The sequence below is a fragment of the Paraburkholderia lacunae genome (assembly GCF_003353175.1).
GTDB classification, from domain to species: domain Bacteria; phylum Pseudomonadota; class Gammaproteobacteria; order Burkholderiales; family Burkholderiaceae; genus Paraburkholderia; species Paraburkholderia lacunae.
The window spans coordinates 12,290-37,192 of sequence record NZ_QHKS01000039.1 but is presented as its reverse complement, the minus strand read 5'-3'; the positions used below and the strand labels follow the sequence as shown (position 1 = coordinate 37,192).

21 protein-coding genes and 5 pseudogenes are annotated in these 24,903 nt (G+C 61.4%); 9 read left to right on the top strand and 17 right to left on the bottom strand.

The features are described 5' to 3' along the window. Positions 1 to 141: 141 nt before the first annotated feature. Complete coding sequence (locus tag DLM46_RS34865) at positions 142 to 1,017, bottom strand: DUF3800 domain-containing protein (protein ID WP_115108741.1); 876 nt, start codon at positions 1,015 to 1,017, stop codon at positions 142 to 144. Positions 1,018 to 1,308: 291 nt separating this feature from the next. Then, positions 1,309 to 1,587, bottom strand: a complete 279-nt coding sequence (locus tag DLM46_RS34860; RefSeq protein ID WP_028197019.1) for a hypothetical protein — start codon at positions 1,585 to 1,587, stop codon at positions 1,309 to 1,311. Between the two features lie 136 nt (positions 1,588 to 1,723). Between DLM46_RS34860 and DLM46_RS39735 the strand changes: the two genes are divergently transcribed. Further along, a complete protein-coding gene (locus DLM46_RS39735) occupies positions 1,724 to 1,882 on the top strand; it encodes a hypothetical protein (RefSeq protein WP_165848131.1) in 159 nt (52 codons plus the stop codon). A gap of 159 nt (positions 1,883 to 2,041) precedes the next feature. Here the strand turns inward: DLM46_RS39735 and DLM46_RS40730 are convergent. Further along, positions 2,042 to 2,492: pseudogene (locus DLM46_RS40730) on the bottom strand (SET domain-containing protein). A gap of 457 nt (positions 2,493 to 2,949) precedes the next feature. Further along, positions 2,950 to 3,984 carry a DNA-binding protein gene (locus tag DLM46_RS34845; protein ID WP_115108770.1) on the bottom strand — a complete coding sequence of 345 codons (1,035 nt, stop codon included), beginning with the start codon at positions 3,982 to 3,984 and terminating at the stop codon, positions 2,950 to 2,952. 161 nt (positions 3,985 to 4,145) lie between these two features. Between DLM46_RS34845 and DLM46_RS34840 the strand changes: the two genes are divergently transcribed. Both DLM46_RS34840 and DLM46_RS34835 read left to right on the top strand, forming a co-directional pair. Further along, the gene (locus DLM46_RS34840) at positions 4,146 to 5,321 is read left to right on the top strand and encodes a tyrosine-type recombinase/integrase (RefSeq protein WP_115108737.1); all 1,176 of its coding nucleotides are present in this window, start codon (positions 4,146 to 4,148) and stop codon (positions 5,319 to 5,321) included. 135 nt (positions 5,322 to 5,456) lie between these two features. After that, positions 5,457 to 5,726 (top strand): DUF1488 family protein, encoded by a 270-nt coding sequence (locus DLM46_RS34835; RefSeq protein ID WP_115108734.1) that lies wholly within the window; start codon positions 5,457 to 5,459, stop codon positions 5,724 to 5,726. 169 nt (positions 5,727 to 5,895) lie between these two features. On the opposite strand, the pseudogene DLM46_RS34830 reads toward DLM46_RS34835, so the two are convergent. Beyond that, positions 5,896 to 6,190 (bottom strand): annotated as a pseudogene (locus DLM46_RS34830) (HU family DNA-binding protein). 323 nt (positions 6,191 to 6,513) lie between these two features. Between DLM46_RS34830 and tnpA the strand changes: the two are divergent. Beyond that, on the top strand, positions 6,514 to 6,900 hold the full coding sequence (tnpA, locus tag DLM46_RS34825; protein WP_165848130.1) for an IS66-like element accessory protein TnpA: 387 nt from the start codon (positions 6,514 to 6,516) through the stop codon (positions 6,898 to 6,900). Continuing rightward, complete coding sequence (tnpB, locus tag DLM46_RS34820) at positions 6,897 to 7,235, top strand: IS66 family insertion sequence element accessory protein TnpB (RefSeq protein ID WP_165848129.1); 339 nt, start codon at positions 6,897 to 6,899, stop codon at positions 7,233 to 7,235. Before tnpA ends, tnpB begins: the two co-directional genes overlap by 4 nt. A 59-nt stretch (positions 7,236 to 7,294) precedes the next feature. Here tnpB and DLM46_RS34815 read toward each other — a convergent pair. The 10 genes and pseudogenes from DLM46_RS34815 to DLM46_RS34770 all read right to left on the bottom strand — a co-directional run. Continuing rightward, positions 7,295 to 10,267 (bottom strand): annotated as a pseudogene (locus tag DLM46_RS34815) (Tn3 family transposase). An 89-nt stretch (positions 10,268 to 10,356) separates the two neighbouring features. After that, entirely contained in the window at positions 10,357 to 10,977 is a 621-nt protein-coding gene (locus DLM46_RS34810) for an ANTAR domain-containing response regulator (protein ID WP_115108730.1), read from the bottom strand. Continuing rightward, positions 10,974 to 12,230, bottom strand: a complete 1,257-nt coding sequence (locus DLM46_RS34805) for a transporter substrate-binding domain-containing protein (RefSeq protein WP_115108728.1) — start codon at positions 12,228 to 12,230, stop codon at positions 10,974 to 10,976. The genes DLM46_RS34810 and DLM46_RS34805 overlap by 4 nt, the downstream gene beginning before the upstream one ends. 141 nt (positions 12,231 to 12,371) lie before the next feature. After that, a complete protein-coding gene (locus DLM46_RS34800) occupies positions 12,372 to 13,694 on the bottom strand; it encodes an amidase (protein ID WP_115108726.1) in 1,323 nt (440 codons plus the stop codon). Between the two features lie 23 nt (positions 13,695 to 13,717). Beyond that, entirely contained in the window at positions 13,718 to 14,425 is a 708-nt protein-coding gene (locus tag DLM46_RS34795; RefSeq protein WP_115108724.1) for a branched-chain amino acid ABC transporter ATP-binding protein, read from the bottom strand. Then, on the bottom strand, positions 14,422 to 16,182 hold the full coding sequence (locus DLM46_RS34790) for an ABC transporter permease subunit (protein WP_425274044.1): 1,761 nt from the start codon (positions 16,180 to 16,182) through the stop codon (positions 14,422 to 14,424). The genes DLM46_RS34795 and DLM46_RS34790 overlap by 4 nt, the downstream gene beginning before the upstream one ends. Positions 16,183 to 16,276: 94 nt before the next feature. After that, positions 16,277 to 17,110, bottom strand: coding sequence for a branched-chain amino acid ABC transporter permease (locus tag DLM46_RS34785; protein WP_115108719.1), 834 nt, complete (start codon positions 17,108 to 17,110; stop codon positions 16,277 to 16,279). 75 nt (positions 17,111 to 17,185) lie between these two features. Next, a complete protein-coding gene (locus DLM46_RS34780; protein WP_115108717.1) occupies positions 17,186 to 18,355 on the bottom strand; it encodes a substrate-binding protein in 1,170 nt (389 codons plus the stop codon). A 62-nt stretch (positions 18,356 to 18,417) separates the two neighbouring features. Next, on the bottom strand, positions 18,418 to 19,314 hold the full coding sequence (locus tag DLM46_RS34775; RefSeq protein ID WP_425274042.1) for a nitrilase family protein: 897 nt from the start codon (positions 19,312 to 19,314) through the stop codon (positions 18,418 to 18,420). Between the two features lie 358 nt (positions 19,315 to 19,672). Continuing rightward, positions 19,673 to 20,524, bottom strand: a pseudogene (locus DLM46_RS34770) (DNA-binding protein); the annotation flags it as partial. Between DLM46_RS34770 and DLM46_RS34765 the strand changes: the two are divergent. After that, a pseudogene (locus DLM46_RS34765) lies at positions 20,523 to 21,014 on the top strand (tyrosine-type recombinase/integrase); the annotation flags it as partial. The pseudogenes DLM46_RS34770 and DLM46_RS34765 sit on opposite strands and share 2 nt — an antisense overlap. Positions 21,015 to 21,041: 27 nt before the next feature. Further along, positions 21,042 to 21,614: a hypothetical protein gene (locus DLM46_RS34760; RefSeq protein WP_115108713.1), complete on the top strand. Its 573-nt coding sequence runs from the start codon at positions 21,042 to 21,044 to the stop codon at positions 21,612 to 21,614. A gap of 346 nt (positions 21,615 to 21,960) precedes the next feature. Here DLM46_RS34760 and DLM46_RS34755 read toward each other — a convergent pair whose 3' ends face one another. Both DLM46_RS34755 and DLM46_RS39730 read right to left on the bottom strand, forming a co-directional pair. Then, positions 21,961 to 22,872 (bottom strand): LysR family transcriptional regulator, encoded by a 912-nt coding sequence (locus DLM46_RS34755; protein ID WP_115108710.1) that lies wholly within the window; start codon positions 22,870 to 22,872, stop codon positions 21,961 to 21,963. 18 nt (positions 22,873 to 22,890) lie between these two features. After that, positions 22,891 to 23,034 carry a hypothetical protein gene (locus DLM46_RS39730; RefSeq protein ID WP_165848127.1) on the bottom strand — a complete coding sequence of 48 codons (144 nt, stop codon included), beginning with the start codon at positions 23,032 to 23,034 and terminating at the stop codon, positions 22,891 to 22,893. Here DLM46_RS39730 and DLM46_RS34750 point away from each other — a divergent pair. Together DLM46_RS34750 and DLM46_RS34745 are read left to right on the top strand one after the other, a co-directional pair. Further along, complete coding sequence (locus DLM46_RS34750; RefSeq protein WP_115108708.1) at positions 23,018 to 23,989, top strand: ABC transporter permease; 972 nt, start codon at positions 23,018 to 23,020, stop codon at positions 23,987 to 23,989. The two genes, DLM46_RS39730 and DLM46_RS34750, sit on opposite strands and share 17 nt — an antisense overlap. Continuing rightward, complete coding sequence (locus tag DLM46_RS34745; RefSeq protein WP_115108705.1) at positions 23,986 to 24,897, top strand: ABC transporter permease; 912 nt, start codon at positions 23,986 to 23,988, stop codon at positions 24,895 to 24,897. Before DLM46_RS34750 ends, DLM46_RS34745 begins: the two co-directional genes overlap by 4 nt. Positions 24,898 to 24,903: the final 6 nt, after the last annotated feature.

The following is a 24,903-nucleotide window of genomic DNA, read 5'->3' as shown; positions in this document are numbered from 1 at the left end:
CTATTAAGAATGCTCTTAAAAAAACACGGAATGCTGCGCTTCGGCTGGCGTACAAAAGTCTTGTCAGCAGTGTCTGTCGCCCCCATAATAGTGGCCAAGTGGACTGGGAGTTCCCGGTCGGCGTCAAAGCCTCGGTGAGTCTCACCGGGGCTTTTCGCTTTCTCGCGCCGGGAAAATCTTCAGTCCCCAGTCCTCGTAGCCTTCTCCCAGACGTTCGCGCCCGCCGCTGCAATAGAATTTTCGTTTCAGCGCCTCGAATGCGCGGTTCTCCTGCCCCGGGCGAATAACACTCATCCCGACCGGCCGGGCCACGAGGTCAGCGAGTTGCAGCCCGGGCGAATCTACCTTCTTGTCAGCAAAGATGACGTCGAACGGCAGGGAGATGCCCAGTCGGTTGGCCCCGTCACAGATGCGACGAAACTCAAGCTCGAGCTCGTTATCCTCCTTCTTGCCGCGGCATTCGACGACCACGTGCGTCAGTGCGCCATCCTGATTCTTTTCCTGAAGAAATTCGTAGAGCGTTTCGAGACAGAACCCGAGCGCAAGATGGTAGGGGTTGTTGTCCAAGTCGCCGCGCTCACGAAGCCGGGTCTTGTCAATGACGCAACTGATCAGGATGAAGTTGCTGAGCTCAATGATGCCGGTCAGCTCAGAGATGAACTGCTGCTTGTGCTCGCGATTGACGAAGAAACGAAAATCTCCTTTCTCCTTCCGGATTTCATGTTCGTGGAGGACCACCAGGTCGTGACCGAAGTGGTTGAACTTGAACTTGTGTAGCGCCGGCACGACCTTTTCGCTGTAGTGCCGCTTGTAGAACACACAGAAAGCCAGCACGAACACCGGATAGTTGGCATCCAGTGTCTGCATGCCGTGATCACCACTCTCATCCACGTAGACGACGAAATTGCTGTATTTGCCCGGCACCGACGTCTCGCCGACATCATCGTCCGCGTCATGGTGCGGCTCATCGCTAAACAGCGAAAATTGCTGCGGCATCGGCGTTGGATCGTTGCTCATGCGTTGGTTACGCTCCCTTGGTCGTCTTCGCGCCGTGCGCCGGATTCTCGACGCCACCGCGGCAACTCACGGCGGTGTTTTGGCACGTACCGCCGGGATCCTGTCCCGGTCCGGCGAGCCGACTATTTTACTGTCGACCGATGCGCATCCGCTTTCCCGCACGGGATGTCGGTCGGCCAGCCCCTGATACACATGACGGCACGCAGCCGGGAGCGTCGCTCGGTGTGTGCTCAGAACAGTTGCGCGTCCTGGCAGCTTATTACCACCATTTTCGGCGCAAAGCGCTACTCTTTATCGGTTCGCCTCGTTTGGCATTGAGCTGGCAAAGAGGTCTGAAATCGCGTCGCTCGCCTGTTGCCGCGACGGCATCGTGCCGCTCCGGACCCGCGAGAGAACATCCGGTGACAGCCAGACATCCTCCATTGCGCCGATGCCGCCCTCGATCATCTGCTGCAGGAAAAACGATTGCCTGCGTCCCGTTAATTCTGCCAATAGCCGCAACCTTTGCTCGATCTGTGGGTTGACGCGTACCGCGACTACCTTCCGCTGATTTTCGGCGGTTCGTTTCACCGCATACTCCTGTCGTGTTCTTCGTGCCGCAAACGGGCGCGTTCGTGCGGTGCTTCTACCACGGTGAATCGCAGCTCGCAACGCTAATTCGCGGACGGGGCTCCCGTACCAGGCTACCAGCAATTGCCAGGCGTGAATGAAGAACGATGACTGCGACGTTGAAACCGAGCGCAATGCCGAACAGCGCGAGAAGGCCGCGCAGTTCAATAAGTGTGGCGGCCAACTCGGCGTGGTGGACGGCATCGATATGCGACAGCTGCGCCACCTGTTTGAGATTGACGCCGACGTGGCGTAACTGCTCGACCGGCTTAAAGGATGCGGTTGCCGCCCCACGATGCGGTGCTTTCGCGCGTCGCCCCAAGCAACAGGTGCGCGCGACGAGTCATCGCATGGATCTCCCGGCGCCAATCCGATTCGACAGAGTAACCGGATGGCGTCTGTCACGACGCGCTTGTTATCCGTTTGCCGAGGCCAGCATCGAACCAGTACACCGTTTCGCCCCACAGCGACACGCATAGTCAGCGATCAGTTCGGGAGTAATCGCGTCATCGATAGTGAGTCCATAGGCGATACAAAGCTCCTCGCCCGGCATCAAGTCTTTGAGCGTCTCGATGAAAACCCGCCCCCGCTCGTCCTCGATCGCCTCGCAGTTTGTTTGGACGGCAGGAGTGGTTCAGCCAGCGGGCGCTGTTGCCCCCAACGCTGCCGTCGATCACGCGCCCGTCAGCCAGTCCGAAAATGAATGTGTGGCCGGGCACTCCGGATCGCCGGTACCGGGCAGAGGCGCGTCGCCACGATGTCACCTCCCCGCGATATTCGAAGATCCGCTGGCCGGCTGGAATCGCCTGTAGCGCGAAGACACCTCGCCCATGAACCGATGATTTTCTGACCGTCACGCGCCGCACTTCATCACTCCCGATCCGTTGAAGGCTGCGAGCATAGCGAGCGGCGCATTACGCGGCAACCGGTCCCGTCAGAACAACCTGGTCTGCCTGGGATCGCGTGGCGGCGGTCGGGATACCTCAGTCCGCCTGGTCTGTCGACGTTTGCCGCTCCTGCCTCCGACCCGCTGTAGCCGTGCCAGCATTAGGCATCCCACTGCCCCATCGTTGAAGCGCAGCTCGAACACGCCGGTTTCGCCGGACGGACACGGTGCCGTTGCGCGGAACGACAGGCACAGCCCCCGCCGTTTCGCGCGGGCGATCATCTGCGTGCGACTCATGCCTGGCCAGCAATCCGCCATGAAGCGCGTCACGGTCGCGGGCAGGGACTCTGGCGCGACGCCCTGTGGAAGCGTCAGTCCGGCGAGCAGGTAGATATCAGCCATGCAGCCCATTTCCCTGGTGGCAAGTACCTTTGCGTTTATACCGCTTTTTTGCGACGCGTTGCTGGTGTGGCGGTCGGCACGGCGCGCGACGAACGGGTGGAACGTGATGTCTTGCGGACTGCAGCAGGGACACCCGACTGCCTGGCTTCCCGCGCACGCGTTTCCGCTTCCCGCAGCGTCATCATCTCCGCCTGCAACCGCAGGTTCTCCGCCTGAACAGCATCCAGCCGCCCCTGCAGCACGCCCGCCTGATGCCGCGCGTCGCCCAGTTGCGCCTGCATGGTTTCCAATGCACGGCGGTGGTCGGCATCCTTCCGGTCCGCCCGGCGTGTGGCGTCGTCGAGCTCCTTCTGCAGGTTCGTTGCGGTATTTCGCTCGCGGTCAATCTCCAGCAGGGCGCGTTTCTCGGATGCACGAAGCCGCTCCTCCGCGCGTTCGGCCGCTTCCCGCTGCTTTGCCAGATCGCGCGAAAACCCTTCCCTGACCTCCACCAGCTCGCGGTCGCGCGCGGCCAGCCTCGCCCCGATCCGCGCCAGTTCCGCCTCCAGCGCCTGCCGCTGCGCGTGGCATTCCGCCTGCGCCCTGTCCAGTTCGCGGATCTCAACCTGCGCGGCCAGCAGCGCGGTGGTGCGCTGCTCGAGTGCGGTCTCGGTGCGACCCAGTTCGTCCCGGGCGGCGACGACTGCCTGCTGCGCCTCGGCCCGCTGCGCCTCGAGTTCGGCGCGCAGCGCGTCGAGCGCCGCTTCGGCTGACGCGGTAGCGCGCGACCAGAGGGTGGCGACCAGTTCGCCGGCAGCCGCACCGAGATCGGCGGGCAGGTCGGGATGGTCAATGCGTACCCGGCTTTTCTCGCGCAGTTCCGCCCAGAACTCGCCGAGCACGGCGGTCGGCGTACCCATGCTGCCGCGCCGGACGAGCTGGTACAGCCGGTTCGCGGTCGGTGTGATGCCGTGACGGAAGAACATCAGCGCACAGACCTCGCGATACAGCTCGCGCGTCTTCGGAAACGCCGCCTTCAGGCGCTCGATCTCGGCGGCCAGCGCTGCGTCGGGGGACAGGACGTCACTCATGAGGATCTTCATCGGTAGATTTTCTTGAATATTACTACGTAAACCGATCCTTTTCTAACGCCCTCTTCCTTGAATTTTGACATTAATCCTATAATGTTGAAATTATCTCGTCGGCGTGCGATAATCGCGTGCGCGACACCCTGCACCCCGCCCGAGGCCCCATGAAAACCGTCCTGATCGCGCCACGCCCACTCGACGTGCTCGAACTGCCCGCCGATCTCGACGGCCGCGAGGGCACCAACCGCTCGAACGGACACGCGCAGATCGCCGCCAGCGACGACCTGAATGCGGTACGCGCGTGGCTCGCGCGGGTCGCGGACAAGCAGACCACCTTCGAGAACTACCGCAAGGAAGCAGAACGACTGCTGCTGTGGGCGATCGTCCAGCTCGGCAAGCCGCTGTCCTCGCTCACGCACGAGGACCTTCAACTGTTTCGCGAATTCCTGAAGGACCCGCAGCCGCGCTCACGCTGGGTCGCCGAAGGCGGCCGCAAATTCCCGCGTCATGACCCGCGGTGGCGTCCGTTCTACGGTGAACTGGCCGCGAGCAGCCAGCGTCAGGCTATGGTGATCATCAACGCGCTGTTTGCGTGGCTGGTCGAGGCAGGCTATCTGGCTGGCAACCCACTGTCGCTGTCCCGCCAGCGCACCCGCCGCACCAAACCGCGCGTCACGCGCTATCTCGACCGCGAGTTGTGGCAGGAAGTGAAGCTCCATATCGACAGTCTGCCGAAGGACACGCCGCGCGAGCGGGAGCGCTACCTGCGCGCACGCTGGCTATTCACACTGTTCTATCTCGGCGGTCTGCGCATCTCCGAGGTCAGCGGCAACACAATGGGATGCTTCTTCTGCCGGCGCGACGCGGATGGTCACGAGCGCTGGTGGCTCGAGGTGCTCGGCAAGGGCGACAAGGAGGGGCTCGTGCCAGCCTCCGCGGAAATGATGGTCGAGCTCGGGCGCTACCGGCGCGAACGCGGCCTGCCCGCCCTGCCCTCCCGGCATGAGGACACGCCGCTCGTGCTGCCGCTGGGCAAATCGATGAAGCCGCTCACGCGCGCCGCACTGCACACGATCGTCAAGGGCATCTTTGCCGGCGCCGCCGGGCGGCTCAGGCTGCGCGGCGACGGGTTCACGGGACAGGCCGATCTGCTCGATCACGCCTCCGCACACTGGTTGCGCCACACCGCAGGCTCCCACATGGCCGACGGCGGCACCGATCTGCGTACGGTGCGCGACAATCTTCGCCACGCCTCACTGACGAGCACGAACCCCTACCTGCACACGCCCGATGAACAGCGTCACCGCGAAACCGAGGAAAAGCACCGCGTCGACTGGTGAGACCGATCAGGATTCACGCCCGAGGTCGGCCAACGCCTCGCAGCACTGACGCCCACGAACAGCCCGATACTCAAACTGCATCGCGTGTGCAAAAATCCTGTCGACGCGTCCGATAGCGTTGCCCTCTGAACGCCCATGGAAAACGTTGAAGTTACACCACAAGTGCTCGCCAACCGCCGCGGAGTGGCGTTTGGCCTCGTAGGCCAGAACAACACGGTCGAATGCGTGATCACGATCGCGACACTGGAGACGCATTTCTGGCTTGAACCAGGGGCAAGTGAGGCCCGGACCATGAAGACCTTCCGGGATGGGTATGGCCGCATCCGGGCGATTGCTGAGCGCAAACTGCTCGCCCATCCGTCAGCGCGTCTCGAACTGACGCCGGACGATTTTGCGCGTCCCTGACCGCAGGCAGGCTGGCGGCAACGGGACCAGACTGTTCCCCTCTACGTCCGCTGCTGCGTCAAACGACCGACAACCGAAGCGAAAGTTTTTGCTTCGTCAACCCGGTCATGCGGTGAAGCAGGCGGCACATTGACCCGGAAGCCTGACTGGCAGTGCAGGTAGATACTGCTCAAACAGCATTCACAATGTCCTCGAATGCGTTCGGCGGTAAATCTGATGGTTTTTGCCGCTGGGATCGTGACGGTATCGCCCGCCCACGGATTGCGCCACCAGCGTTTGGCACGGCCTCCTCTCGAAAACGATTCGAAGCCGATCATCTGCACCGCATCGCCGCGCATCACTGCATCTGTCACGGCATCAAGGCCGTCACTGCCTCAACGATCGCTTCGATGGCAGCACCGGTGCGGGACCCTGCTTTCACCCGTCTGCGGCGCGACGGCATCGATGAGCTCCTGTTTATTTATATCTGCACCCCATTGATCAAACGCCGGTGAATCGCGGACGGGACGCTCCCCTATCGCACGTGTGCAACAAAAGGCAACTCGTGAGATAAGCGGAAAGAGGCTTCACAGTCCGGTCTCCACGAGCCACGTCCTTCGTTACATGAACCCTATGACCGGTGCCCCCTTCCTGTCGACTGATTGTTGGCGAAGCCGGGTGTGTATGCGAATGAGCCAGACCGTTAGTTGAATGCTCGTGTGTGCGGCAATATGGTAAGCGCCCGGTCATCCCGTCTTGAGTTGCATTGAAGGTCTTGGGAGCATCGTGTCCACTTAAATATGGACACGTGAACACTATCGAAGAAGAAAGCCCGCCTGGCCGGCGTCGACGCCGTCGCTATAGCGTCGAGTTCAAAGCCCAGGTGGTGGCAGCCTGCCACGGGCCCGGGGTGTCGCTTGCGGCCATCGCGTTGCACCACAAGCTGAACGCGAATCGGCTCCGACGGTGGGTGGAACAGGCAGAAGTAAAAGAGCGCGTGCTGGTCGCACGCAGCGACGCGTCGGTGCCCTCGCCAGCGGCACCCGCATTCGTACCTGTTGCGCTGGAGACGAGGAACGTACGCCCGGCTAAGATCCGCGTCGAAGTACGCCGCGCTGACCAGTCGATAACGGTTAGCTGGCCGACATCAGAGGCAGCACAATGCGCCGCCTGGCTGCGAGAGTGGCTCGCGTGATCCGCATTGATGAGGTGTGGCTGGCAGTCGACCCGCTGGACATGCGTGCGGGCTTCGATACGGCACTGGCGCGGGTGATTACGGTGTTCGGCGCGGCGCATCCGCACCATGCTTACCTCTTTGCCAACCGGCGGGCCAATCGCCTGAAGGTGCTGGTTCACGACGGAATCGGGATCTGGCTGGCAGCGCGACGGCTGAACGAGGGACAGTTCGTCTGGCCTCACGCTGGTAGCGAACCAAAGCAACACGCACTCACGCAGGAGCAGCTCGCAGGTCTGGTGGTGGGTCTGCCGTGGCAGCGCATCGGCCCGAACGGTGTGATCCGCGTCGTATGAGGCCAACAGGGACGTAAAGAGGCTCGGCCGGTAAAAGCGAAATTTTCGCCAGAATGCCTTTAACCCACTGATTCAAAACGAAAATCTATCGACGTATCAAGTGGCGCGGCTTTTCGCTGCAGGTCCAACAGATAGGACCCGAGCCGGTTGATATGGTCCGTTCGGTAAGGCGACAGCACCTGCAGTACCTCTGCATCTATCGGGTGTCCTCTGACCTGCAACTCCTTCAGTTTGCGCGACATCCACTGCACGTTGTAGAGGATGACCATGTTCGCGACGAGCTGGTTGTATTTGATGACCTTCCGCTGCTCGTGCCGGATATTCTCCGCGATGATGCCTTCGCCGCCGAACATCAGCCACTGCGCGAACCCGTTGAACTGTTCGCTCTTGTTTGTCGCGGCGTGAATCGTCTGACGCATTTCCGGATTGTTGATGTACCGCAGCAGGAACAGCGTACGGATCACGCGACCGAGTTCGCGGAACGCGAAATACAGCTTGTTTTTCACGCTTTCGGAGCCCAAGCGTCGCAGGATCGTCGACGGCGTCATCCGGCCAGCCTTGATCGAGATGGCGACGCGCAGCATGTCGGGGAAATGTCGTTCGATCAGCGCCCAGTCGATGCTCGCACGGAACAGGGACTCGAAGTTCTTGTAACGACGGCGCCGGTCGGCTTTGTAGAACCGCAGATCCTTGATGTCGCGGATACGGGCATCAGCTTGATCCCAAGCAGGTGCGCGAGCCCGAAGAATGGTGCACTCTGCGCCTGTGTGTCGCCATGAACGGTATCGGGCTGAACATCGGAGGTGTTCTTGATCAGCCCGTCGAGAATGTAGACCGGTTCATGCACGCCGCACGGGATGAAGTGGCTGAACAGTGCGATGTACTTGTCTGAAACGTGATAATAGCCGATGCCACCATACCCGCCGTACCGGATGTGGTATTCGGACAGCAGGTTCTGCTCGTACAGGTTCCATTTCGTACCGTCGGCCGACACGCGCTTACCGGAACCCCAGAATTTCGGCAATGCGAACTGGTTGTACGCGTTGATGACCTTCACGATGGCCTTGTCCAGCCGTTCTTCGGTGACGTGGCGCAGGTTCAGCCACGCGACTTGCTTGCGGCTGAGGTTCTTCGCGGAGCGCGCGGTCTGCGTCGGCCCGAGGTTGCACCCGTAGCAGAACAGCGTCGTGATGAAGCGCTTGCGCGGCTCGTCGATCCTTGCCTCGAAGCCTGACAGCGGACCAAACAGCTTGTGCAGATCGAGCCACTGCTCGGTTTCGGTCAGGATGTCGAGAATGCTGACGGGCCTCATCGATGTCGTGATCGCCTGATCGATGAGCGTCTTGTTCGGCGGGTCGAGCTTTTTCTCGAGCTTGTGGAGAATGAGGCCCTGGTCGCCGATCTCGACGTGATCGTTCTGCGGAAAGCCTGCGTCGACCTCGTCGGCCAGCGTGCCGAGTTCGTCCTTGAGTTTCTGGACGAAGGCCCGGCTGTCGACCGGGAAGTCGACGAGCTCGCCGTAGCGCGGCAGTTCCTCGCGGAACTCGTCCCACGACACCTGATGCTCGCGAGGATCGTCGTACTGGTCGCTGCGCTCGACGTAGACATCGCCGGAGTTGAGTTCGCGCATGAGCTGGCTGAACACGCACAGCTCGAAATATTTGCGGTGAAGCAGGCGCGCCGATCTGCCATCGGGAAAAATGCACTTCTCCCATTTCTCCGGTACCCAGTCGAGCGGCAGCTCCACGAGGTCCGTATCATCGAGCATCAGGTATTCGCGACGCGACGTGCGGAACCGCTTGATCCACGCGAGCGCGGTGAGCAACGCGTCGTCCTGTGAGCTGGATTTCAGCGACAGGATGTCGAGGCACTCAGACAACAACGAGCGCAGGTTCCTGTACGGAGCCAGCAGGAACGGAAACATGTGATTGCCGGCGTACGCGATGTGCTCATTGCACCGTGTCAGGGCGCCGTCGGGGCCGTTGTTCAGTGCTGCACGCATGCGTGCAATGCGAACGGCCGCCGATGTCTCATCGTCCTGCAGGACATGGAGCACGTCTCGAAACTGGCTGACAAGCGATTGAAGCTGATCGGCATAGGCCAGCTGATATTGCTGAAGCCGCGACTTTGCCGTGTTCTCGAGGTTGCGTATCGTCTTTATAAAGATCTCCGCGACATCGTCGAGCGCCTTCTGCAACTGCGAGAAGATGAACAGTACGGCAAGCGTGTAGCGTTTCGCCGGCTTGAGTGTGCGCATCTCATGCACATCGAGGGCCCGCGCCTCGATGACGAGCTGGGTGCGCTTGGGAACCGAAAGAATGTCCGGCGCCGGCGGCAAGCCGTCAGCCAGTTCGCGCATGGACTCGATGTGTTTGAGGAAGCTCGCCACCTCCCGTGGCCCTGGCCGCTTCGGTTCGCGTTTGAGTTCGTCCCGATCGGCTTTTGAACAGTCCATCGAGCCTTTCTCTCAGCGGTTCGTCCAGCGAGTCGGTGAACGCGCGATAAATCGCTTCATGGTGCTGGCTGCGGGCATGGCTCGCGATGCGCGTGAGCGTCGCGAGCGACGGCAATTCGTAGCGCTGCCTGACCAGTTCCTCGAGCAGGACGTTGACGATATCGGGTAATTCGGCCTTGGTGCGGGCTGCATTGGCTGCCACGATGGTCAGCCAGTCTTGGGTTCGTGCGTCAGCGGGGCGAATGCTGGCGAAGTCGCGCAGGATCTTCTGATGGCGAGACTTGCTGCCGGACCTGTCGTAGCGCGTGAGCGTCGCACGTGGCAGCGGGCGCGCCCCAAGTACGGTGCAAATGTGGTCAACGATTTCCGTCGGGATGTCCGACACGAGCGGCATATATCCGAGGCGCTGCAACAGCTTCAACTGCGTCAGGATGAGCACGCGCGTCGGGACCTGCCGGAACTGGCCGTCGTATACGAAGCGGATCTCGGCGACACTGGGTGTGAAGACTGCGCGAAGCTCGCCTTCACCGACTTCTGCCGGGAGTGCCGGATAGGCTGTTTCATGAATGTGGCTCATTGGCGGAGAGACGGGGTCGAGGCAAAACGGTGAACAGCCGCAGTTGCTGAACCGCGTGGCCGAATTGCCGGCATGAACGCTACGTTAGTTCAGGGTTTGGATGTTTTTCCCAGGCCGAGCTTTTCCATCGCTTCATGGGCGTCTATCACCATCGTAGCGATCTCGCCTACTGTGACCCGGAGGCTCGTGGCACGTGAGCGCATGTGTTCGTATGCGTCATTTTCGCTCAGCCGATGAGCATCCATCAGGATGCGAATGGCCTTCTCGATATGACGTCGCGCCTTGATCGCCTCCTCGAGCTTGCCGATCTTGTTGTGCAGTCGCTGTTGATATCCGGAGGATGCGCGCGCCATCACCAGTGTGCTCAGAATCCCGGTGGACCGATACGGCTTCGTGATGACGCCGTGCGCCTGGGTATCGACGAGCATTTTCAAGGCAGTCGGATTTTCGTAGTCTGACAATGCAATGAGGGTCGCCTCGGTGTCCGCGGCGCACCAGTTTCCCGCGCTGCGAAGTTCTGGTCCCACGAGGAAGAAAATCACGTCCGCATCTACGGGCAGTTGCGAAGGAAACGGCCAGAGTACGCGTACCGGACAGCCAATCCGGCGTAACTGCTCCTCAAGGACGCTACGGTCATCCCCGGGCGGATGGATCACGATGACGCGTAGCGTGCGCAGATCGTCAAACAGCCGACGCGCGCCGGTGTTCATGCTGGTTCTCCGTCGAGCCAGAACTCTGCGAAACCATACGATGTCAGATAGGGGTCCGGCTTGATCGGATTGCGGCCCTCCCAAACGACGTCGAACGCGCCGTCCGGTCGACAAACGGCAATGCGAGGGGTCAGGATTGCGTGGTTATTCTCGGAATCGATTTTGAGCGGGCCTTCGGGGGAATCGAACTCGACTTCGCGGGCCGCCTCTACCAGTTTTGCCGTGTCAAGGCTCCCGGTGCGGGCCAAAGCCAGGGCAAAGAGGTGCACCTGGTTGTACGCCATCTCGGACCACATGCTCGCAGGCTGATCTCCGAAGCGCGCCTGCCATGCGTTCAGGAAGCGCTTGTTACTTTCGTTGTTCAGTGTGTTGACGTAGCTGGCAGAAATGATGTGGCCGCCGCACAATTCCGGACCGATCATCCGAGTTTCGCCTTCCGTCATCGTCAGGCTGGCGATCGGGATGCGTGCAGGATCGATGCTGTGTTCCCGGTACAACTGGTAGAACGCACGTGCTCCGCGGCCGATCAGGGTCGAGAAAACCACGTCAGGTTCGACGGCCTTGATCTCCCGCACGACGGCCTCCAATGCCGATGGATCGGCGTCGCTGGGCAGATAAACTTCTTCCACGATTTCGCCGCCGTGCTGCTCAACCATGTCTCGCATGATCCGGTTCGATTCTCGCGGATAGATATAGTCGGCGCCCACCAGAAAGAAACGACGGCCGTGATTGCGGAGCAGATATGCAGCCAGCTGCATGCTGTTCTGGTTGGGCACCGCCCCGGTGTAGATCACGTTCGGCGAATACTCGAATCCCTCGTAGATCGAGCAGTACCACAGTAGCGCGTTGTTGCGCTCGATCACCGGCAGCACCGCCTTCCGGCTTGATGACGTCGAGCAGCCGAAAATCACCGTCACATCGTCTTCCTGCAGCATGCGTGTGGCGAGTCGCCGATACTCGTCGGGGTCGCTCTTGGGATCGTACACGACCGGGTCGAGCAGACGCCCGTCGACGCCGCCGGCGGCGTTGACCTCTTCGATCGCGAGAACAGTACCAAAGAAGTGCTCGGATTCGGTCGCTGCGGTCACGCCGGTCCGGGAGTAAAGGACGCCAACGCGCCAACCATCCTCCCGCGTGCCGTTCTGGACGTCAGTCGAAGCGGTTGAGCGCGTGTTGTCTGCACGTTGTTTGCCTGCAGCAGCCAGTTCCGCCGTCCGCACCGCGGGATAGTCGTATGAACTTCCGATGTTCATCGTATTGCTCCGTCCATAAGTTGGGAGACCTGTTCGCCCACCGGAGTCACCCAGGTCTTGTCGTCGGGTGCATCGACACTATCCGGCGTCTGCCGACGCCCTGTAGTCCAACTGCCGCATGATCTTCCCTACTGGGCTTCCTCATAGTGGCGCTGCGTTCGCTGCCAACATCGTTGGATGACGTCCCGCCGCAGCGGCGATCGCCTGTTCGACGAACGCAGCGGCGTCGAGGCATCGTGCATCCTCCCACGGCCGGCCGATGACCTGCACGCCGATCGGGCCCCCTCGTGCGCCCGATATCCCGGGAACGTTCACGCACGGACATCCCAGCAAGGTCCAGTTGCGATTGAACGCAGGATCTCCGGTCGACTCCAGCCCGTCGAGCGCCTCGTCGGGGGCGCTCGGCGTCAGCAATCCGGTGATGCCATCGAAGAGCTCGGATAGCCTGTCCTTCGCCTGGTCCATCAAAACGCGCGCCTTGGCGTAAGTTGCCGTGTCGACTGCAGCTGCGCGGTCGAGAAACCCGGTGAGCTTCGGTGACAGATCGGCTCGATGATGATCGTACTCGCTTCCTAACGCCTGATACGCTTCGTAGCTCTGGATCGTGTCGTGTGCGGTGATCATGTCAGCCATCCAGGAACCTAAGCGTATCCGCCGCACGCGGCCACCCGAGTGTTCGATCGCCCGCGCTGCGGTATCAAGCGCGGCGCCTGCATTCGCCGATGGTTCCGTCCAGGGGTAGTTCTCCGGGACGCCAAACACCGGGCTAGCCGTGACGCCGTCCACGGCGAGCTGACGGCCCGACAGGATCTGCGCGAGATAAGCCACGTCGCGCACGCCGGCGGCGAACAGGCCGACGGTGTCGAACGACCACGAGAAGCATTTCATGCCGACGGTCGGCAGCATGCCGAACGTCGGCTTATAGCCGGCAATGCCGCAAAACGACGCGGGCCGGATAGTGGAGCCGCCGGTTTGTGAACCAATCGCGAACGGTGTCATGCCGGCCGCCACCGCAGCAGCCGAACCTGAAGACGATCCGCCGGCGGTACGCCCCATGTCGCACGGGTTGCGTGTCACGGTCGGCGCCATGTAGGCGAACTCGCTGGTTACGGTCTTGCCCACGATGACGCCGCCGTTGCGGCGCAACAGGGTGACGATCGCTGCATCGGATCTGGGCTGGTAGCCCTCATAGATCGGTGAGCCATAGCTGGTGACGAGATCGTCGGTGTCGAAAATATCTTTCACCGCTATTGGGATGCCTGCCAGGGGGCCCTTGGCTGCAGCCGCCGAGGCCATCACGGCTTCGCGCCGGGCAACGACGGTCATTGCCCGTACTTCCGGATCGACTTCCTCTATGCGCGCAAGGGTGTCGAGGATGATCCGGCCGCGCTCTTGCGGGTCGTTGTCGATTCGCGTGAGCAGATCCAGCCCGGAGACTGGTCGATAAAATGAGTTTGTGTTCATCACGCCTCAGTTATTGGGGGGTGTCAGACCCGCAGATGTTTGAAGATCGAACCTGCGGCGCCTTCGTCCTTCGCGTTACCATGATCGATGATTTCGCCCTGCTTCAGCACGGCGTAGCGGTCAGCGACCTTCAGCGCGAAAGGAACGTTCTGTTCGATCAGCAGGAGCGTGGTGCCATGTCGGCTGCGTTCCCACAGTAGCGCTTCGGCTAACCGGTCAATCACGGACGGCTGCAGGCCCTCCGTGATCTCATCAAGCAGGATGATCGCCGGGCGCATCATGAGGGCACGGGCCACCAGGAGCATCTTCTGTTCGCCACCGGAGAGCGTACCGGCGTACTGCTTCAGCCGGCTCTTGAATACCGGGAAGATCGGTTCGATTTCGGCAAAGCGTTCGTCGAACACTGATACTTTCGCGAGCCCAAGTCGCAGGTTGTCGCGGATGGTGAGATCCTGAAACAACGCATGTTCCTGGGGAGCGTAGGCGATTCCAGCGCGAGCGATCCGATGCGGCGCCATCCGGGTAATATCTTGCCCACGCACGCGGATCGCGCCGGTTTTCTTCGGCAGGTAACCCATGATCGTCTTGAGCAACGTGGTCTTGCCCATGCCGTTCTTGCCAAGCAAGGCGACCGCCTCGCCGTTAGCGACGGTCATCGACAGCTTGCGAAGTACAATCGAAGCCTTGTATCCGCTGGTCACGTCCTGCAGGTCCAACGCGATCTGGCTCATGACGCCTCCCGATGTGTAGTGGTCCCGTCGGACCCGGTGCTCTGCGCGGTTCCGGCATAGATTGTCTTGACGAGCTCCGAGTTGACCACTTCATCAAAGTTGCCCTGCATCACAATACGACCCTGATGGAGTACCACGATGCGCGTGGCAATCTCGGCAACGAAATCGAGATCGTGCTCTACCAGCAGACAACAGAGCTGATACTGGTGAGCCAATGCGGCCAGCACGTTGCCGATTTGCGTGCGCTCGGTTTTGGTCAATCCTGCGGTCGGCTCGTCGAGCAGCACGATTCGTGGCTCCAGCGCAAGCACCATCGCCAGTTCCAGCGCCTGCTGTTCCCCGTGTGAGAGATCTTTTGCCACCGAGCTCAGCTTCCGATCAAGGCTGGTGGTACGGACAACCTCCATGGCATACGGCGGTAAGGCAAGCGTATGTGAGCGTTGGAACAGCGAAGGTCGTTCGATGATCGTGCCCGCGATTCTCAAACACTCCGCCACGGTGAGGGTGTCAAAGACGTTCGCGTTCTGAAACTTACGGCCCAGGCCGAAGTGCACGCACCGGTCCGGCGGCAGTTGCCGGATATCGTGGCCACATAGTACGACCGTACCGGCTGAACGTTCTGCGCCGTCGCTCATGCAGCGCATCAATGTGGTCTTGCCGGCGCCGTTCGGACCGATCAGGCCGACCAGCTCGCCAGCATTGGCGTTCAGGTCGATGCCTTGCAGAACCTTGAGACTGCCAAAATGTTTCGCGACACCGTTCATCTGCAGCGCAGGTGCAGATGCTGCCTGCTTGTGCTCCGCCCGGACGGCCCGCTCGACCAGCTGAGTCTCAATGTCGTTGCCGGCGAGGTGGCGGAATGGCTTCAGAAGCAACGGCACCAGGCCTTGCGGCAGCAGGACGATCACCGTCACAAATGCGGCGCCGAGGATCAGTTGCCAGGCAAAGGGCATGCTGCTGCTGAGATAGGCAGTCCCGACGTTGATCAGGAGCGCGCCGATCACCGGCCCCCACAACGTTCCCCGACCACCGAGCGCGACCCAGATAATCAGTTGGGTACCGAGAACAAACCCGGTCAGTTCGGGAGCGACCACGCCGCTAAACGATCCGTAGCCGAAGCCGGCGAGGCCGGCGATGATCGCGGTCGCAACCAGCAGGATGATCTTGACAAGCGAGGTATTGATACCGAGGTACGAACAGCGGGATTCATTGTCGCGAATGGCCGCCAGCACGCGGCCGCCATCACTCCGCACGAACAGCCAGGCCAGCGTTGCGATGAGCAGCAAGGCGGCCCCGGCGATCCAGTACCAGGCCTGGAGCGACAGATCGAACGTCTCGTAGCCGGTCAGCCCGGAACTTGAGCCGGTCCATTCACCACCGGACAGCAGCAACTGGCTGAGGACGATCGGCAGCACGAGCGACATAACGGTCGCGAAGAACGGTGAGGCGCCCCGATAGAAGGATAGCCAGCCTACCAGTGCAGCGACGGCCGCGGTCACCGCGATGGCCACGCCCAGCGCCAGGGCCACGTAACCGGCTGAGAAACCACCGTGCGTGAAGACCAGACCCGCCGCGTAGGCCCCGAGGCCAAAGAAGGCCGATTGCCCGAACGTCAGATACCCCGTGTATCCCCAAAGGATATCCACCGTTACTGCGACGATCGAGAAAAAGAATGCCTGAATGAGGATGTTCAGCAGATACGTGCCGAACACAAACGGACCTAAGGCCAGCAGCAGAGCGGCGAACCCAGCGACCATGACCAGTCCGCGCCCACGCATCTTGCGCCGATTGCGCACTCGCTCCTCGCCGTGTGAGGAATGAACGCCGACATGATTCGGCGACGCATTGACTTTAGCCATGAGAGAACCCCTTCGGACGAATGCGCAGCGTGAGCGCAGCCAGCACGGCGATGGTCAGGCCACCTAGTACCGGGCTGACGAACGTGCTGACCAGAACCTGGCACGCTCCAAATACGAGGCACGTGACCAACAGACTGACCATCGAGTAACCTGAAACCATGACCAGCATGAAGGCGCTTACCAGCCAGGGCAGTCCCATATTGGGATCGACGCTCGACAAAGGAGTAATCAGCGTGCCGGCCAGAGAACCCAGAGCTGCCCCGAGACTGAACGTAATGAAGCGGATGCGGCCCGAATGGATGCCGAGCCCCCGTGCCAGGTCCTCATTCATGATCACCGCACGGGTCTTGACGCCAAAGCGCGTTCCAGTGAGAAGAGCAGTCATGAGGGCGCAGAGACCCAGCGCGATCGGGATCAACAACAGGCGATAGGCGGAATAGTCGGTCCCTGCGATGGAGAAGGCCCCTTTCAGCGGCGTTTCCACGAACTGGACCTCGCGACCAAAGGCCATCACGATGAGCTGTCCGATGACGATTCCCAGTCCCCAGGTGGCAAGGATCGCGTCGAGCGGGCGCTTGTAGAGCGGGCGCACGATCACCTGCTCGACGAGCATGCCGACGGCGGTGCCGACCACAAGCGCCAGCGGCAAACTGACCCACGGGTTCAGCTTCAGTTGGGTGACCACAAAGCTGGCGTACGCGCCCATCGTCAGCAATGCGCCGTGGGCAAAGTTGACGATTTTCATCACGCCGAAAATCACCATTAACCCGGCGGTCACGATGAACAGCACCGCCGCGGTTGTGAAAATATCTAGTGCTAGGACCATTGTCGTCTCCAGTCACATCCGCCTGCGCACTGACCAGGGCCAGCTATCAGGCGGATGTTTTATTCCGAACCGCGTCTACTTGATGTTAGGGCATTGCTCGTCCGGATCGACGTCGGGGAACGTCTGAAGGATCTTCACCGTACCGTCGCGTTGAATCTGGCCCAGACGCATTGCAAGGGGCGTATGGCGGCTCTTGTCCATCGACACCGGTCCGCGCGGTCCGTCGAACGATACCTGCCCCAGCACATTGATTACCTTTGCTGGATCCGTAGAACCAGCTTTCTCGACCGCTGCCTTGTACAGGAAGAAGGCCTCGTATTGAGGCTCGGACAGTTCGTTCGGTGTCTTCATATCCTTGCCAAACTTCTTGTCCACGGCCGCGATAAATTTCTTGTTCCCGGGCGTGTCGATACTCGTCAGATAGGAGCCGGACATGTAGATGCCGGTGGCAACGTCACCCATACTTTTCGCGGTACCTTCGTCGATCGCCAGATTGCCGTAAGGCAGCGTCAGCCCCGATCCCCTCAACTGCTTGGCGAGCGCCACGTTGGGTGCACCGCCCGCCGTCGCACTGATCAGCGCATCAGGATGCGCCGAGCGGATCTTGGATAGAATCGGCGTCCAGTCGGTACCATCGACCGGTAAGTATTCCTCACCGACCACATTGCCGCCGTGCATAGCGATGTATTTTGCAGTGAAGTTGAGCATGCCACGGCCGAATGCATAGTCGTTACCGACCAGATAGAAGTTCTTCGCGCCCTTGCTCTTCATGAAGTAGTCGACCACGGGGGCGACCTGTTGGTCCGGCACCCACCCGTTTACATACATCCATGGGCTGCACGAATGACCTTCATAGAACGACGTGTAGATGAATGGCTTTTTGCCTCGCGCGATGATCGGAAGCGCCGCATTGCGGGCAGCGCTCGTCTCCATCGAAATTACGGCGTCCACGTTCTTCTGAAAGACCAGCGTGTCGTAGGCCTTTTGCGCACCAACGGCGCCGGACGCATCGTCGGCGATTTCGAGCTGGACCTTGCGACCGAGGATACCGCCGGTGGCGTTAATCTCGTCGACCGCGAGTTGTGAGGACTGCACCACGGCTGGGGCCACCACGCTGTTGGCGCCGGACAGGCCGACTGCAACGCCGATCTTGATGGGATCCGCGGCGAACGCGTTGGTGCAAGGATTGATGGCGGCTAGTGCAGCGATGGCGCCAACGAGGATTCGTTGCTTGAACGGCTTCATGGTTTCTCCTTCACGAGTGGTCGGATTAGGTTTTGTGGATCATGCGAACGCAGGCGGATATCTCACGCGCGTGAGGAAGGCCAGCCGGTGCCCAGCATCGGGTCGTACACGTCAGTGCGCCGATCGCGCAACACGTGGTTGAATGTGTTGAGCGTGCGCTCGGAGCGGATGCGCTGCAGATCAATCGCGGCGTACAGGATTTCTTCCTGGTCGCAACTGGCCGGCCCGGCCAGAGGCCATCCATCGCCACTCACGATCAGGCTCTGGCCGATGAACGGTTGACCGCGCTCGGTCCCCATCCGGTTTGCACAGGCGATCATCAGGCCGTTGCTATGAGCGGCGGCCATCGTGAGGGTTGCGGCCATCGCGGGCCGATCGGCAGGCTGCCCTGGCATGGGGACCCAGTTCGTCGGTACGCAGACGACGTCCGCGCCTTGCGTGGCGGCCAGTCGATACACCTCGGGAAACCACCCGTCGTAGCAGATCGCGATTGAGATTCGTCCCAAGGATGTATCGAAAACCGGGACACCCCGGTTGCCGGGCTCGAAGAAAAGGTGCTCGCGATCCCAGAGATGGAGCTTACGGTAGACGCCGACGCGCCCTGACGGACTGATGAATATGGCCGAGTTATAAAGCCGCTTGCCGTCGCGCTCGGCGATGCCAGCAACAACATGAACGCCTAGGCGCTGCGCCGCGTCAGCCCAGGCCTGTACCGTTTCGCCACCCGGGAGATCCTCTGCCAGTGCGAACGCTTCCTCACGGTCGGCAAAGACATAGCCGGTGTTGGTCAGCTCAGGCAAGACCACCAGGGATGCGCCGCTTTTCGCGGCTTCTTCAATGTATTGGATCGACCGCGCCACGTTCTCGCGCTTCGCTCCGACATGCGGCTCCATCTGAATGCATGCGACGACCGGACCTTCGAAGCCACGTTCTGCAGGGTTGCGCTGCAACATCTCCATTTCTTCTCCAAATGCAAAAAGCCCCCGAACCAGCGTTGGACGCAAGTTCGGGGGCTGCATAGCCTTCCATATGTAGCACGGCACCGTTGCCGTGGAGCCACCAGAAAATATGGCGACTCAATGGAAACAAATTTATGAAGCCAAATTCACGATGTCAAGAGATTTGGTAGCAGAAAATTGGCAGTCTTGCAGGGAAAGTTCCTGGTGACGTTGAAAATCCCATGGGAGGAGGCGACCGTGCGGACAAGTTGATCCCACCACTTGCCCAATTGCGATCACCATCATTGGCGAAACATAACGGGCGGTTCTTCAAGGAACCCCGCGGGCGCCCATAACACGAGCCTGATAGATGCCCCGTTCAACGTGGCCGTTTAGCCGAACGCGCAGGGGCTGTGTCCGCTCGTGGCTTGAGCTGGCCTTGCAGCAGCGCGACCTGCTGGGCCAGCGCATCGCGCTCCCTTCGCAGCTCGCGTGCTTCCTCCATGACACTGGCGAGCTGTTTTTCGTGACGCTCGGCGAGCCGTCGATGCTCGGCGGCGTCGGCGGACAGTCGCTGGACATCGCCGACGAGCTGTTCGTTACGCTGCTGGGTTTTGGAGAGCGCGGCCTCGGCGCGCCGCTGCGCTTCGCGCGCTTCCTCGGTCTGCATCATCACGCGCTTTTGCACGCCTTCGAGCCGGGCGGTTGCCTGGTCGACTTCCGCCCGCAAGGTGGATTCATGCTCGGCCCGGGTGGCCCGAAGCGCCTCAAGTTCGCGTGCATGCGCGGACTGCGCGTCGCGCAGGGCCTGTTCCAGTTGCGCGCGTACGGCGTCCCGTTCGCCCGTGGCGGCTTCGCTTTGCCTTGAGGCTGAGTCACGCTCGGTCTGGGCCCGGGTGAGATCGGCGAGCGCCGCGGCAAGCCGCGCCTGCTGATCTTCAAGCTGGGCACGGAGTGTGTGAACCTCTACCTGAAGTCCCGCGTTGGCGGTCGCAAGCGATTCTGCGCGTGTTGCGGCGGCCGCAGTTTCGGTCTCGAGCTCTTCGCCACGTTGCGCGAAAACTTGTTCGCCATGTTCAACCGCAAGCGCCCAGACCGACAGCATCGCGTTGGCCACCGCCGGCGGCAGCGCGGCGCTCAACGCGTCGATGCGCGCCTGCTCGTCCTTCCACAGCTTCAGTTCGTCGTTGATCGTCGTGCGGCTGCCTTGCCTGATCTCTGCATAGATCAGCGATTTCTATCAGCGCCGCGGCAAATGGTGGCTGCACGTCATCGGCAAGGGCGGCGCCGAGGGCAAGGTGCCGGTCAGCGATATGTTGATGGCCGACTTTGCACGGTACCGGGTCTTTCACGGGTTGTCACCGGTGCCATCGGCCGGCGAGCGCGGTCCGGCTGTGATGAGCATCGCTGGCGACGACGCGCGGCATCTGACGCCGGCGGCGATCTACCTGATCGTCAAGGAAGTGTTCCGTCGCGCGGCGGATGCGCTCGAGCCGGTCGATCCGGTCGGCGCCGCCACGCTGCGCCGCGCGTCAACCCATTGGCTTCGTCACAGCGCGGCCTCGCATCAGGCGGACGCCGGCACCGACCTGCGCTTCATCCAGAAGAACCTGCGGCACGCCTCGATCGAGACGACCGGCATCTATCTGCACGCCGAGGATGACCGGAGGCACGCCCATACCGTGGGAGAGCGGCAGCCCGGACTGCCTCTGTCACAATAGCGACGCAACCTCACGTCGCCAGTCGCCATGAAGCACTCCGACTTCTACATTGATCTCGAATTCCTCGGTCCCGCCGGTTTCCGCTGGCGCTGCACCGACGTCGGCACGCGCACCGTTGTCGCCATCCAGCTCGACGACGACGATCCGAACTGGTATCGCGGCCCCCCTTACGTCGCGAAGGAAGTTGTGTTCGACGAACACGAAATCGAGCGCTGCCATCTGACGGACGAAGAGGCGATCAGGGCCGCGATCCACGAGGCCGACACGTCGGAACTCCCGGGTTATCCCAACGACTTCGTTAATCACATGATGCGAGCCCGCTTCGAAGAACCTGGCGCACCGTACCCGCACAAGGGCGTGTTGCGCTTCGACCGGTGCACACCGGACGGCGAGATCCTGCATCCGTACGCAAGCAGCAAGGATGGAGCACGATGGATCGTGCGACTCTATCTGCCGTTCCAGCGAACATCCAGCGACATGCCCGAGCGCGATTTCATCGCGTTACCGATCGCTACGGCGGCCGACGTGCGTGCCCGGCCCAATGGCCAGAGTGAAACCCGGTCGGCAGTAACGGACCAGCGGAACACCCACCATCCGTAACGGGGAAAAACAGAATGAGCCGTATTTCGCCGGGCGCAATGGCACAGGCCATGAGAGCCGTAGAGACGATGAGCCTCAGCCGGAAAGAGGCTCTGGCCGATGAAATATTCCTTGCCCAGACCTCACAATAGCCGCATCCATTCCGCCGGTGTCCACGGACGTCGATACGCGTTCATCGCGTTGTCTGTCGCTGCAGCGTGCGACGAACAGTGGCGAAGAAGACAAAAGCCAGGCAGTTCAGGCTGGAGATCGCTGATCCAAGCGAAGAGCTTTGAATCGCAGTGCCGACGCCGCCGAACTGCTTTTGCGCCGCTGCCTACAGGTGTGCGCACTGCTGCTACTCAAATTAGCCAGTCGCGCGCTGGGCGTGGAGATCTTCCAGCGCTTCGGCAAGGCAGGCGGCAAATGCATCGCAGGTTCCGCTGATCGGATAGCTTTCGAGGGATGCTATCCCGGTCTCGAAGCTGATCGTCGGCACGAATGGCCTCATCACGAACTGTTTCGTGTTGCAGCATTGGGCGATCAACCGGTTGACGATCGCCGCGCCGACCCCACGTGCCGCCATCGCGCACGCCACGCTCACCGAATGCACCTCAGCAACCACATTAGGCGTCACCCGCGCGCTGCGGAAGGCCGCGTCCACTTCGTGGCGAAGCGCACTCTGGCGCCATAGCAGCACGAGCGGCACGCCGTCCAGATCGCGCGGGGAGACGGTCGCGTTCCGGGCGAGCGGATGCGAGCGTGGTATCACGCACACTGATTCACTGTTGAACCGCCATTTGACTGAAAAGCCGGACAGGCGCGTCGGTAGTCGAACGAACGCCAGATCGACCTCACGGCTCAGCAATGCGCGTTCTGAAGCGTCGTAGGTGCCCGAAAACACTTCCAATACCGCGTCGCGATGCGTTTCGTAGAAATGCTGCATCACAGCGGGCAGCAGGAACTGTGCAAAGGTATTCGGAACCATGATGCGCACGAGCTTGCGCTGCGTGCCGGCCAGTCGCAGTTGCTGGGCATGCCGTTCGAGGCACCGCGCCGCTTCGACGATCGTCTCCACTTCCTGCACCAGCGCGTCTCCCTCACGAGTTGGCGTCAGGCGCCCCTGTTCGCGCACAAACAGACTCAGGCCGAGATCCTCCTCCAACTGGCTCAGCAGACGACTCACCGCCGACTGCGAGCATCCCAGCCGCTGCGCGGCCGCCGTCGTCGTATGCAGCGTCGAAATCGCCACAAAAGCTTCAAGTTGCTTAAGGTTCATTTCAGGTTCTGCATAGGGTTATGTTGATTCGACATAAGGTTGCGGACAGTTTTTTGCCATCGAATCATCGGGGCGTTGCATGAGCCCGGTGCCGTTTGCGCCACCGGCACCCCCCACATTTTCATCATTTGAGGTTTCACACGCAATGATCGCCTTCATCATCCGGCGGCTCATCCAGAGCATCGGCGTGTTGCTGCTCACGTCAGTGCTCGTCTTCTGTGGCGTGTTCGCCATCGGCGATCCGATCGCGATCCTCGTCCCGGCCGACGCGACCCCGGCCGAAATCGCACAGGCCGTGCAATCGCTCGGACTCGACCAGCCGCTCTGGCAACAGTATCTGCATTTCATCGGACGAGCACTGCACGGCGATCTCGGGCGCTCTTTCGTGTTCAACCAGCCGTCGATCCAGCTGATTTTTGAACGCCTGCCGGCAACGCTGGAACTCGCGCTCGTGGCGCTGGTGCTTGCGCTGATAGTCGGTCTGCCGCTCGGCTTGATCGCTGGACTGAAGGCGGGATCGGTGCTCGACCGCACCGTGATGACGGGCTCGATCCTCGGCTTCAGCCTGCCGAACTTCTGGCAAGGCATCATGCTCGTGCTGATCTTTTCGGTCACGCTGGGCTGGCTGCCGTCGGCCGGCCGTGGCCAACCCGGCATGCTGTTCGGCATCCACACCAGCCTCGCGACGTGGGATGGCCTGCGGCACTTGCTGCTGCCGGCACTCAATCTGTCGCTCTTCAAGATGTCGCTCGTCACGCGCCTCACGCGCGCTGGCGTGCGCGAAACGCTGCCGCTCGACTACGTGAAATTCGCCCGAGCCAAAGGCCTGCGCGAGCGGCGCGTGATCTTCGTGCATGTCCTGAAGAACATCCTGATTCCCATCGTCACGGTTGTCGGTATGGAATTCGGCTCGTTGATCGCATTCGCCACGGTGACGGAGACGATCTTCGCGTGGCCGGGCGTCGGCAAGCTGATCATTGACAGCATCACGAAGCTCGACCGTCCGGTGATCGTTGCCTATCTGCTGATCGTGGTCGCAATGTTCACGCTAATCAACCTCGCCGTCGACATCATCTATTCGCTGCTCGATCCGCGCGTGCGGCTGGAGGCGGCATGAGAAGTAGCGGAAGCTTTTCTTCGTGGCAGGTTGATCGCAATACGACGTTGGGCATCGTGCTGCGCAGCCTGTTCGGCAAGCCGGCCGTCGCTGCCGCGACCTGCGTATGTCTTGCGCTCGTCGCGATCGCGCTGCTTGCGCCGTGGATCGCGCCGCAGAATCCGTATGATCTTGCCGCGCTCAATATCGTCGATGGCCGCCTTCCACCCGGCGCGCGCGGCGTGAATGGTCATCTGTACCTGCTCGGCAGCGATGCGCTTGGGCGCGACATGTTCGCCGCAATGATGTACGGACTGCGCATCAGCCTTGGGGTGGGCCTGCTGAGCGGCGTCTTCGCGATGACGCTCGGCACGACGCTCGGCCTCGTCGCCGCCTACTTCGGTCGTCATGTCGATACGCTCGTCATGCGTGCCGTCGATCTGATGCTTGGCTTTCCGACGATTCTCGTCGCGCTGATGATGCTCGCGATTCTCGGCCAGGGCGTCGACAAGGTGATCCTCGCGCTGGTAGTCGTGCAGTGGGCCTATTTTGCCCGCACCGTGCGAGCAGTCGCCGCCGTCGAACGCCGCAAGGAGTATATGGAGGCCGCGCTGTGCCTCGGCTTGAGTCACCGGCGCGCGTTGTTCAGCCAGTTGCTGCCGAACTGCCTTCCGCCCGTCATTGTGATTGCCCTCGTACAGATTGCCGCCGCCATTTCAGCCGAAGCGACCTTGAGCTTTCTCGGCATCGGCCTGCCGGTCACGCAGCCCTCGCTGGGTCTGCTGATCGCGAACGGCTATCAGCAACTGATCGCGGGCTTTTACTGGATCAGTGTTTTCCCGGGCCTGTTGCTGCTCGTGCTCGTGTTCAGCATGAATATCGTCGGCGACAGTCTGCGCGAAGCATTGAACCCGCGTCTGCAGAAATAGGATTCC